This is a genomic window from Methylibium sp. T29 (genome assembly GCF_000576205.1).
Taxonomy (GTDB): Bacteria; Pseudomonadota; Gammaproteobacteria; order Burkholderiales; family Burkholderiaceae_C; genus Methylibium; species Methylibium petroleiphilum.
In genome coordinates this window covers 16,694-27,299 of the sequence record NZ_AZND01000026.1, presented here as the reverse complement: position 1 = coordinate 27,299, position 10,606 = coordinate 16,694, and the positions used below count along the sequence as shown (strand labels likewise).

Annotated in this window: 6 protein-coding genes and 1 pseudogene; 5 read left to right on the top strand and 2 right to left on the bottom strand. The window is 72.0% G+C overall.

Translation table 11 applies throughout. The features are described from left to right. Positions 1 to 129: 129 nt before the first annotated feature. The gene (locus tag x551_RS26990; RefSeq protein ID WP_036247825.1) at positions 130 to 2,022 is read right to left on the bottom strand and encodes a hypothetical protein; all 1,893 of its coding nucleotides are present in this window, start codon (positions 2,020 to 2,022) and stop codon (positions 130 to 132) included. A 73-nt stretch (positions 2,023 to 2,095) separates the two neighbouring features. Here x551_RS26990 and x551_RS05905 point away from each other — a divergent pair, with 73 nt between their 5' ends. The 5 genes from x551_RS05905 (at position 2,096) to x551_RS05885 (ending at position 9,539) form a co-directional block, all read left to right on the top strand. Beyond that, on the top strand, positions 2,096 to 4,810 hold the full coding sequence (locus x551_RS05905; RefSeq protein ID WP_036247822.1) for a CHAT domain-containing protein: 2,715 nt from the start codon (positions 2,096 to 2,098) through the stop codon (positions 4,808 to 4,810). Positions 4,811 to 4,959: 149 nt separating this feature from the next. Next, positions 4,960 to 5,565 carry a 2-hydroxychromene-2-carboxylate isomerase gene (locus x551_RS05900; RefSeq protein ID WP_011827701.1) on the top strand — a complete coding sequence of 202 codons (606 nt, stop codon included), beginning with the start codon at positions 4,960 to 4,962 and terminating at the stop codon, positions 5,563 to 5,565. A 74-nt stretch (positions 5,566 to 5,639) separates the two neighbouring features. Further along, positions 5,640 to 8,456, top strand: a complete 2,817-nt coding sequence (locus tag x551_RS05895; RefSeq protein WP_036231852.1) for an ATP-binding protein — start codon at positions 5,640 to 5,642, stop codon at positions 8,454 to 8,456. A gap of 143 nt (positions 8,457 to 8,599) precedes the next feature. Continuing rightward, positions 8,600 to 8,842 carry a hypothetical protein gene (locus x551_RS05890; protein WP_152543430.1) on the top strand — a complete coding sequence of 81 codons (243 nt, stop codon included), beginning with the start codon at positions 8,600 to 8,602 and terminating at the stop codon, positions 8,840 to 8,842. Between the two features lie 52 nt (positions 8,843 to 8,894). Continuing rightward, entirely contained in the window at positions 8,895 to 9,539 is a 645-nt protein-coding gene (locus x551_RS05885) for a DNA-3-methyladenine glycosylase I (protein ID WP_036231849.1), read from the top strand. 769 nt (positions 9,540 to 10,308) lie between these two features. Here x551_RS05885 and x551_RS05880 read toward each other — a convergent pair. Continuing rightward, a pseudogene (locus x551_RS05880) lies at positions 10,309 to 10,544 on the bottom strand (hypothetical protein). Positions 10,545 to 10,606: the final 62 nt, after the last annotated feature.

Below are 10,606 nucleotides of genomic sequence, written 5' to 3'. Positions count from 1 at the left end.
CACGCTGCTGGCCGACGGCCGCACCGACCTGTTCTGTCGCTGCTGCTGCGCGCCGTCGGGCTGGTGGTCGGCGGCGCGACCGGCGGCGTGGGTCACCTGGCGTTCGAGCGCGTCTCGCGCCTGGTGCGCTCATTGGTCGCAGCCCGCGCCGATGCGCGCATCGTGCCCGGGCTGGAAGCGATGATCCCCGGCTCGCCGTTGACGCTGGCGCTGGCCGGCTGCGGCGCGCAGCCGACCGACCGCCTGCGCGTGATCGCCGGCGATTCGCGCGGCAAGGGCTGGGGCGGCATCGTCACGCTGCTCGGCGACGTGTTCTACGGCCTGCACGACCACGACTTCGTGGTCCACACGCGCTCGATGTTCGGCGGCCTGCAGCGCAGCGCGCAGCCGCCACGCAGCCTGCGCTGCGAGGGGCCCACCGTCACGCACTTCGCCTACTTCGGTGCCGGCAGCCTGTCGCGCAGTGCGCTGTTCAGCGCGCTGGCCGGACGCGACGACGGCTTCGCCGCGCTGGCGGACGACGAGCGCCGCACGCGCGGCCCGCTGCAGGCGCTGAAGACCGACCCGCTGAGCCGGCGGCCATTCGAGGCCTGGCTGGCCGATTTCGGGCTGCGCGAGAACGCCCGCAAGCCGGTCCTGCTGGTGCTGCCCGGCATCATGGGCAGCGAGCTGCAGCGCCGCGACGGCGGTGATCGCATCTGGCTCACGCTCGGCGCGATGCTCGACGGATCGCTGGAGCGGCTGGCGCTCGAGGATCCCGACGCGCGTGCCGACGGCAGCGCACTGCGCGCCGGGGGCCTGCTGGCGGCCAGCTACGAGCGCCTGCTGGATGAGGCGCACTCGCGCTTTCGCGTCGTCGCGGTGCCATTCGACTGGCGGCTGTCGATCGAGCACAGCGGCGCGGGCCTGCGCGAGCAACTGCGCGCCATCGTCGAGCGGCTGGACGATGGCACGGTGCCAGTGCACCTGCTGGTGCATTCGATGGGCGGCCTGGTGGCGCGCCAGGCGCTCTATGTCGACGTCGCCGGCAAGGCGCTGTGGCAGGACCTCAAGCAGCGCGGCAGCCGCCTGGTGATGCTGGGCACGCCGAACAAGGGTTCCTACGCGCCGGCGATGCTGCTGCTGCGTCAGTACCGGCTGGCCACGATGCTCGCGATGCTGGCGCGCAAGGTGTCCGACCGCGACATGGCGCGCTTCGGCGCCGGCTTCCCCGGTCTGCTGCAGATGCTGCCGCACGACAGCGACCCGGCCTTCGGCGACCTGTTCGATGCCGCCAGCTGGCAGCGCATCGCCGAGGCCGAGCATGGCGCCCAGCTGCCCGACCCGCAGGTGCTGAAGGCCGCGCGTGACTTCGTGCGCAGCCGCCCGTTCCAGGACAGCTTCCAGGCGCTGTGTGAAGACCCTTCGGTGTTCTACGTGGCCGGCACCGGCAGCACGGTGCTCCAGATGCGACCGCCGCAGGATGCCTGGGAGACCGTGTTCGGCGAGGGCGAGGCGGTGATCGCCACCCGCCGCGGCATCGACTTCCTGGCCGGCGACGGCGGCGACGGCACGGTGCCGTGGAACTCGGCGCTGGCGCCCGAGCGCACCTGGTACGCGCCCTGCGAGCACGGCACGCTGCCCGACCACCGCGAAAGCTTCGAGGCCTACTTCGAGCTGCTGACCGCGGGCCGCACCCGCCGGCTGCCGCAGCAGCCACCGCAGCGGCGCGGCGCCGGAACGGCACTGACGGTGTGGCCCCCGACCCCGCAGCCGGCGCTGCTGCCGACCGACGACGACGAGCTGGCCGACTACATCCTGGCGCACGGTGGCAGCGGCCCCGAGCCGGTACCGAGCCCCGATCCGATCGAGGTGCGGGTGGTGCACGGCAGCCTCGATTTCGCACGCTACCCGCTGATGGTCGGCCACTACCAGGACGACGGTGTGTCCGGTGCCGCCAAGCGCGTCGACGAGAAGCTCGACGGCCAGTTGCAGCGGCTGATCGACCTGAAGCTGTTCGTCGGCGCCAGCCGCACCGGGCACTATCTGCGACCCAACAACCACGGCGTGACCCCGCCCGCCTACCCCGGCGCGCTGCTGCTGGGGCTGGGCACGGGTGGGCGAGCTGACACCCGGCCTGCTGTCGGAGACGGTGACGCGCGGCGTGCTGCGCTATGCCTTCGAGCACGTGCACCGCGACCCCTATGCGGCGCGGGGCAGCGAGCCGGTCGACCTACGGCTGTCGACCGTGCTGGTCGGCACCCACGTGCAGGCCGTCACCGCGCGCGACAGCCTGGCCGGGCTGCTTTACGGGGTGTGGCGCGCGGCGCAGCTGCTGCTGCAGATGCCCGGCGGGCCGCAGCCGGTGCGCATCCGCGAGGTCGAGGTGATCGAGATCGACGAGCACATCGCGCTCGACGCAGCCTACGAGCTGCGGCGACTGCTGGCGCGCGACGAATGGGCCGAGCGCCTGCGCTGGGACCACCCGGTGCTGGAGGTGCGCGAGGGCGGCATCCGCGGCTACCGACCGCGTGCCGTGGGCTCGGTGTGGCAACGCCTGGTGGTGAGGCAGGACGCGCTGGGCGGCCTGAACTTCGCGCTGATCGGAGAGCGCGCGCGGGTCGAATCCACGCAGGTCTATTCCGACGTGGCCAGCCTGCGCCGCTTCATCGACCGCGTGAGCGACCACCAGACCGGCGCGGCCGACCGCATCGCCAGCCCCACCGATCCGCGCTTCGGCGGCGTGCTGTTCCAGATGCTGCTGCCCTACGAGCTGAAGGAGCGGCTGGCCAACCTCGACAACACGGTGCTGGTGGTCGACGACGAATCGGCGCGCTACCCCTGGGAACTGCTGAGCCCGGCACTCGCCGGTCCGGCCGATGGCGAGACGCCGCGGCCGTTCGTCGTGCACGCCGGCCTGGTGCGCCAGCGCGTGACCGACGACTTCCGGCGCCTGCCGCAGGCGATCACCGGCTACGACGCGCTGATCGTCGGCGCGCCGAGCACCGCGAACTGGCAGGACGACCGACGCGCGCCGCTGGCCTTCAGCACGCTGGAGGGCGCGGAGGCCGAGGCCCAGGCCGTCAACGAGCTGCTGCTGCACGACGACCGCGAGTGGCTGCCGTCGTCGCTGATCGGCCCGACGGTCAGCTTCGAACAGGTGCGCATCGCGCTGCTCGAGAAGCCCTACCGCCTGCTGCACCTGTGCGGCCACGGCGTGGTCGACCAGTGGGTGCGCACGATGGGCAGCGGGCTCGATGCGCACGAGATCCGCAAGACCGGCATGGTGCTCAGCCATCAGGAGGTGCTGACCGCGGCCGACGTGGACCAGATGAATCCGCCACCCGAATTCGTGTTCATCAACTGCTGCTACTCGGGCCGCGACGCCGAGGGGCTGACGACACCCGGCGCCGGCCCGCGCAAGCACCCGATCCTCGCCGCGAGCCTGGCGCTGCAGTTCATCAAGATGGGTTCGAAGGCGGTGGTCGCCGCGGGCTGGCAGGTCGACGACGCGGCGGCGCTGCTGTTCGCGAAGACGCTGTACCGCGCGCTGCTCGACGGCGAGGCCTTCGGCGAAGCGGTTCGCGGGGCCCGCGAGGCGGTGCACGCCGACAGCGGTGCGCAGCACAACACCTGGGGCGCCTACCAGTGCTATGGCGACCCGCAGTGGCGGCTGCACGCCCCGGCGCGTGCCGCCGCCGCGTCGGCCGGCACCTCGTTGCTGCGCGATGCCGACGGCTGCATGAGCGCGCACGAACTGGCCGACCGCATCGTGCAGGTGGTGGCGGTAGCCGGCGACAAGCCGGCGGCGGCTGTGCTGGGCCAGATCGACCGGCTGCTGGCCACGCTGGCGGCGGATGAGGCGCGCCGCGCCTGGCTCAGCGATTCAAGGGTGCGCTCGGCGCTCGGCTGCGCCTACCGCGAGCTGGGCGACCACGACAGCGCAGCCCGCGCGCTGCAGCTGGGCGCGCGCAGCGCCTACTCGCAGGTGCAGATCGGTCAGCTGGAGCTGCTGGTGAACTCGCTGTCGCGCTCGGCCTCACCCGACGCGCAACTGGCCGCAGAGAGTCTGCTCGATCGGCTGGACGACGTGTCGAACGACACGCTCGGCCGCTGGCCGCTCGGTGACCAGGACGTGGCGCCGACTTCGGCCACGTCCGAACGCCAGGGCCTGCGCGGCGGCTTCGTGCTGCGCCAGGCGGCCCGGCTGCTCGACGAGGACAAGGCGCTGGGCGCCGTGGCCGAGGCCTTGGTGAAGGCCGCAAAGCTGTTCGCCAGCGCGTACCGCAGCAAGCGCCACTTCGGGGACGCGGCCGACCGGCGCGCCTATGCGCTGTCGAACGCCATGCTCGCGGCGGCACTGGCGGGGCTGGCCCGGCGCGAGCTCGGTGTGGCCGAGGCCGCCCTCGCCGAGGCCGGCACGCCGCACCCCGGGTCTCCGGCGCTGGGCCCGATCGCGCTGTGGCTCGCGGAGGCCGGCGCGCTGCTTGACGAGCTGGCGGCGCTGGACGACCTGGCGAGTTTCTGGCACCAGACGACCAAGCTCGAGCTGCTGGTCGCCCGCACGCTGCTCGCGCACCTGCAGGACCCCGCCCATCCGCTCGACGACTTCGCCGTGGCGCTGGACCTGCTGGACCGGGCCCTGGTGCGATGGCCCTCGCCGATCCAGGTGGAAAGCCTGCAGCACCGCTTCCTGCTGGTACGCCACCTGTCGCTCGCGCTGCAGCGGCAGCCGGGGCCGCATCCCTGGGAAGACCTGCGCCAGATGCTGCCGGTGCTCACCGAGGACGCGCTGGCCCGGCTGGCCACCTGCGGCCGCGGGGGGCACTGACGGCAGCCCGCCCTCGATGTCGGTGCGGCCGCGGGTCGCACCGGCGCGAAGGGCCACTTCCGCGCGCCGCCGCACCGATTGCGGGCAGCCTCTAGACTCGCTGCATAGGCGCCCGAGCGCCGGCCCATCCCCACGCGAGCGGAGACCCCATGCGCCCCACCATCGATTACTACCTGGCGCCGCAGTCGCCGTACACCTACCTCGGCCACCTGCGCTTCTGGGACATCGCCCGCAAGGCCGGCGCAACGATCCGCGTGATGCCGGTCGACCTGGGGGGCAAGGTGTTCCCGGTGTCGGGTGGCCTGCCGCTGGGCAAGCGCGCGCCACAGCGCCAGGCGTACCGGCTGGTGGAGCTCAAGCGCTTCAGCGAGTGGCTGCACGCCCCGCTGAACCTCGAACCCAAGTACTTCCCGGTCAACGGCGACGACGCCGCACGGCTGATCATCGCGGTCGACCTGCACGACGGCGCCGATGCTGCAATGGCCATCGCCGACAGCATCCTGCGCGCGGTGTGGGTCCACGACCGCAACATCGCCGACGAAGCGGTGCTCGCATCGCTGCTGGTCGAGCGCGAGCTGCCGGCCGCGCGGCTCGAGGCCGCGCACTCGCAGGCGGTGCAGGAGCGGTACGAGGCCGATTCGCAGGCGGCGGTCGATGCCGGGGTGTTCGGCGCGCCGAGCTACGTGGTGCAGGGTGAGATCTTCTGGGGCCAGGACCGGCTCGATTTCCTCGAGCGGCGCCTGAAGGCCGGCTGAACGCGGCACCGCCGGCCGGCGGTCGAGGCCGCGGCGGCAACGCCACAATACGCGGGCCCGCCCCCCGCGACACCATGCCGATCCCCTTCCACCCCCGAGAGGCGCATCGCCTGACGCTGTTGCGCGAGCTCGGGGTGCTCGGCGGCGCAGCAGGTGCCGGCCTCGACGCGCTGACCGCTTGCGCGGCGCGGCTCACGGGTGCGCCGCTGGCAGCGATCTCGCTGGTCGACGACGACGCGCAGTGGTTCCTGTCGCGCAGCGGCTTCGAGCTCGCCCAGATTCCGCGCAGCCAGGGCTTCTGTTCGCACGCGATCCTCGGCGAGAGCCTGTTCACCGTGCCGGACCTGGCTCGCGACCCCCGCTTTCGCGACAGCCCGCTGGTCACCGACGGCCCGCGCGTGCGCTTCTATGCCGGCCAGCCGCTGGCCATCGACGGGCTGGCCGTCGGGACGCTGTGCGTGTTCGACCTCCAGCCCCGCACGCTCGGTGCCGGCGAACGCGAAGCGCTGGCGCAACTGGGCTGTGCCGCGGTCGAACTGCTGCAGTCGCGGCAGGGCCTGCGCGAAGCGTCGCAGCTGCGCGAGCGCCTGTTCGACTTCGCGCGCGCCGGCGGTGACTGGATGTGGGAGAGCGATGCACGGCATCGCTACCGGTGGCTTTCCGACGCCTTCCAGCCCATCACCGGCATCGACCCGCGCCGGCAGCTCGGCGAACCCATCACCGACGCCCAGCTGCTCGACGCCGACGGGAGTCCGCGCGTGCCGGCGCAGTACTACCGGGCGCTGCTCGACCGCCAGGAGCCGTTCGCACGGGTGCTGACCGCCAAGCACACGCCGCGCGGGCTGCTCTACCTGTCGCGCAGCGCGGTGCCGGTGTTCGACGCGGCTGGCCGCTTCGAGGGCTATCGCGGCACGGTGCGCGACGTCACGTCGACGCTGGCGGCAGCCAGCGAGGCCCGTCGCGGCGAGGTCACGCTGCGCGAACTGGCCGCGCAGGTGCCGGGCATGCTGTTCACCTTCGAGGAGCATCCCGACGGCCGGGCCGGCTACCCCTTCGTCAGCGATGGCGCCGAACGCGTGCTCGGGATGGCGGCGGCCACGCTGCAGGCCGATGCGCTGACCTTCTTCCGCCACGTTCACCCACCGGATCTCGCGCCGCTCGGCAAGGCCCTGGCCGAGGGCGCGGCGCGGCTGACACGGCTGGAGCACAGCTTCCGCATGACCTTGCCCGATGGCTCGCTGCGCTGGTTCGAGATGCGTGCGGCGCCGACGCGCCTGGGTGACGGCGGTACGTTGTGGCACGGATTCACCGCCGACGTGACCGCGCGCAAGGCGATCGAGGAGGCGTTGCAGGCCCATGAAGAGCGCTGGCAGATCGCCGCCGACGCAGCGCGCATCGGCATCGCCGAGTTCGTGCTGGCCGACGGCCTTGTCAACCTCGATCGCCGCGCCTGCATCAATCACGGACTTTCGCACCCGCATGGCCGGGTGACGCTCGACGACTGGATGGCACAGATCGATCCGGCCGACCGCGACGCCGTGATGGCCGGTATCGGCGAGGCGCTGGCCGGCGAACGACCGTTCGAGGGCCGGTATCGGATCCGCCAGCCCGATGGCAGCGTGCGCTGGCTCGAGTTCGTGGTGCGTGCCACGCGCGACGAGGCCGGCGCGCCGACCGGTGTCATCGGCACCTGCCGGGACGTGCACGAGCAGCAGCTGGCCGACGAGTTGTCCCGCGGCATGCAGGAGGCCGAGCGGGCGAGCCGCGCCAAGAGCGAATTCCTGTCGCGGGTGAGCCACGAGCTGCGCACGCCACTGAACGGCATCCTCGGCTTCACGCAGCTGATGGCGCTGGACGAGGATCACCCGCTGGCGGCTCCGCAGGCGCAGCGCCTCGCGAGCGTGCAGCGGGCCGGCAACCGGCTGCTGAATCTGATCAACGACGTGCTGGAGATCAGCCGCATCGAAAGCGCCGAGGTCGCGGTGCGCACGCTGGCGGTCGATCTCGACGCCGCGCTGCACGCGAGCCTGAGCCTGGTGCAGTCGCTGGCGCGCGGGCGCTCGATCACCATCGAGCCGACGCCACCGAGCGGGCTGTGGGTCAGCGGCGACGAGCGTGCGCTCGAACAGGTACTGGTGAACCTGCTGTCCAACGCCATCAAGTACAGCGGCGAACAGAGTCCGGTGGTCTTGAACCTGCAGCGCAGCGACGGGACGGTGAAGATCGCGGTGCGCGACCGGGGCGTCGGCCTGACGGCCGAGCAGCAGGCGCGGCTGTTCCAACCCTTCGATCGGCTGGGTGCCGAACGACGCCGCATCGAAGGCAGCGGTCTCGGCCTGGTGATCGCACGCCAGCTGGCCGAGGCGATGGGCGGTCGCATCGATGTCGTCAGCGTGCCGGGCGCCGGCTCGACCTTCACCTTGCAGTTGCCCGAGGCCGAGGAGCCGAGCGGCAGCGCCTACCTCGCCACACAGCCCGCAGCCTTACTGCACGAACCGCCCGCGCCGCGGCGCGCGCAGCGACAGGTGGTCTACATCGAGGACGAACTGCTGAACCAGGTGTTGCTGCAGGAGGTGTTTCGAGCCCGCCCCGACTGGCAGCTCCACATCGCCGACGACGGCGCCAGCGGCCTGCAGCTGGCGCGCGAGCTCTCCCCGCACCTGATGCTGATCGACATGAACCTGCCCGATACCAACGGCTTGGCTTTGGTGCAGGCGCTGCGCGCCGATCCGTCGACACGGGCGCTGCGCTGCATCGCGCTGTCGGCCGACGCGATGAACGAGCAGATCGCGGCGGCGCGCCGTGCCGGCTTCGACGACTACTGGACCAAGCCGATCGATGTGGCGCAGGTGCTGGCCGGGCTCGACGCCGTGCTGGACGGTACCGCCTGAAGCCTGCTTTCACGCCCCGTCACCGCTCCGGTTTCGCCCCGCGGGGGCCCTCGGCCCGGTGCCCCCGCGGGGCCGCCCTCGGGGCGATGGTCGCTGCGCCCGGCGGCGACGACATTGAAGGCACACGCTCAACGGAGGCCTTCATGATGCTCAGCTTCAGCTTCACCCCCCGCCTGTTCGCCCGCAAGACCTCGGCGCTGGCCCTGGTGCGGGCGCGCCGCGCCGCACGCGAGGACGACCGTGCAGCGGCTGCCGAGGACGGCCTGCCGGCCTGCGGCTGGTTCGATTCGAGCTACGAGCTGCGTCGCGGCCTCGCCGTCACCGAGCACGGTGGCCAGGAAGACGGCGCGACGGTGGCACTGGCCGTCGCGGTGTGGTTGCACTGAAGATACGGGACGGCTCTCCGGCAGGCATGATGCGCGCCGAGGAGTCCACCGCATGAGCCCACCGCTTCCCTCCGGCCTGTTCGACACCGCCACCGATGGCGCGCCACGCTGCACCTGGTGCGCGGCCACGCCGGCCTACCAGCACTACCACGACCACGAATGGGGCTTCCCGGTCACCGACGACCGGCGGCTGTTCGAGAAGCTCTGCCTCGAAGGCTTCCAGGCCGGCCTGAGCTGGCTCACCATCCTGAACAAGCGCGAGAATTTCCGCGCCGCGTTCGCCGACTTCGATGCCGAGCGGCTGTCGCGCTACACCGGGCGCGATGTCGAGCGGCTGCTGGGCGAAGCCGGCATCGTGCGCCACCGCGGCAAGATCGAGTCGACTCTCAACAACGCCCGCCGTGTGATCGAGTTGCGCGCCGAGTTTGGTTCGCTGGCGGCCTACGCCTGGCGCCATGAGCCGGCGCCCGCCTCGCGCCCCCGCCGCATGACGCTCGAGACACTGAAGACGCAGACCACCTCGCCCGAGTCAGTGGCGATGAGCAAGGACCTGAAGCGGCGCGGCTGGAGCTTCGTCGGCCCGACCACGGTCTACGCGTTCATGCAGGCGATGGGGCTGGTCAACGACCACCTCGACGGCTGCCACGTGCGCGAACGAGCGCTGCAGGCGCGGCGCGGACTGCAACCGCCGCGCTGACGGCCGGGGCCCGGCCCGCTCAGCCGGGCGGCCGCAGGCGGTGCAGATCGGCCCGCGTGAAGAGCACGTCGCGATCCGACAACGCCTTGGCCAGCCGCTGCACCATCCATGCGTCCCCGATGGCGCGGCGACCACGGGCATCAGCGTCAGCCAGCCCGCCAGCCCGACCACCAGCCAGTGCTTCGGCAGCGGCGGCGGATGACGGGTCTCGAGCATCAGCGCGACCGCGCTCGCCGCCCCGCCCACCGCAAAGCCCAGCACGACCTCCGACACCGAGTGCGCGCCGATGACGACGCGCGACAGCGAAATCACCGCCGCCAGCGCATAGCCGGCAACGATCGCCCAGCGCGGCGGCACCGCGGCCGGGCTGGCCAGCGTGCGCGCCAGCACCGGGTAGATCGCGGCGGCCAGCATCGAGTGCCCCGACAGGCCGGTGAAGTCGAGCGCCTCGATGCCGAGGCCCCATCCATGAACGCGACCTTGGTCACCAGCGTGAGGAAGGCTGCGGAGCCCAGCAGCAGCAGCCACGCGAACAGGGGCCGCCGGCTCGGCGTGGCCCACCACCACCACGCAGCAGCCAGGAGGGCCATCGGGATCACGATGCCGGATTCTCCGAATCGGGTGAGCCAGTGCCAGGAGGCGTGTGCGAATGTCATCGGGCGTGTGGGGAGATCGATCGAGCGTCGCCGGTTCGAGGTGCCAGGAAAACAAACGGGCCGCGCCGCAAGGCACGGCCCGCGCGAAACGCGGGGCAAGGATCACGCCGCGCTCAGATGCCGAGGATCTTCTTCGCGTCGCCCAGCGCCTTCATCGACTCGTCGTGCTTGCCGGCCTTGTGCGCGGCCTCGCCTTCGCTGCGCAGGGCCTTGACCTTGGCCAGGTCGACCTCGCCCAGATTCGGTGAACTGGCGAGCTTGGCGTCGATCGCTTCATCTCGTTCGGACAATTGTGAGCCATGGCGGCGCCGGCCGCGAGGGCCAGCACCAGGGGGAGCAGCTTCTTCATCGTCGGGTCTCCTGTGAATGAGGAATAGGCCACGGTCGGGGCCCGTCAGCACTGTAGTCCCG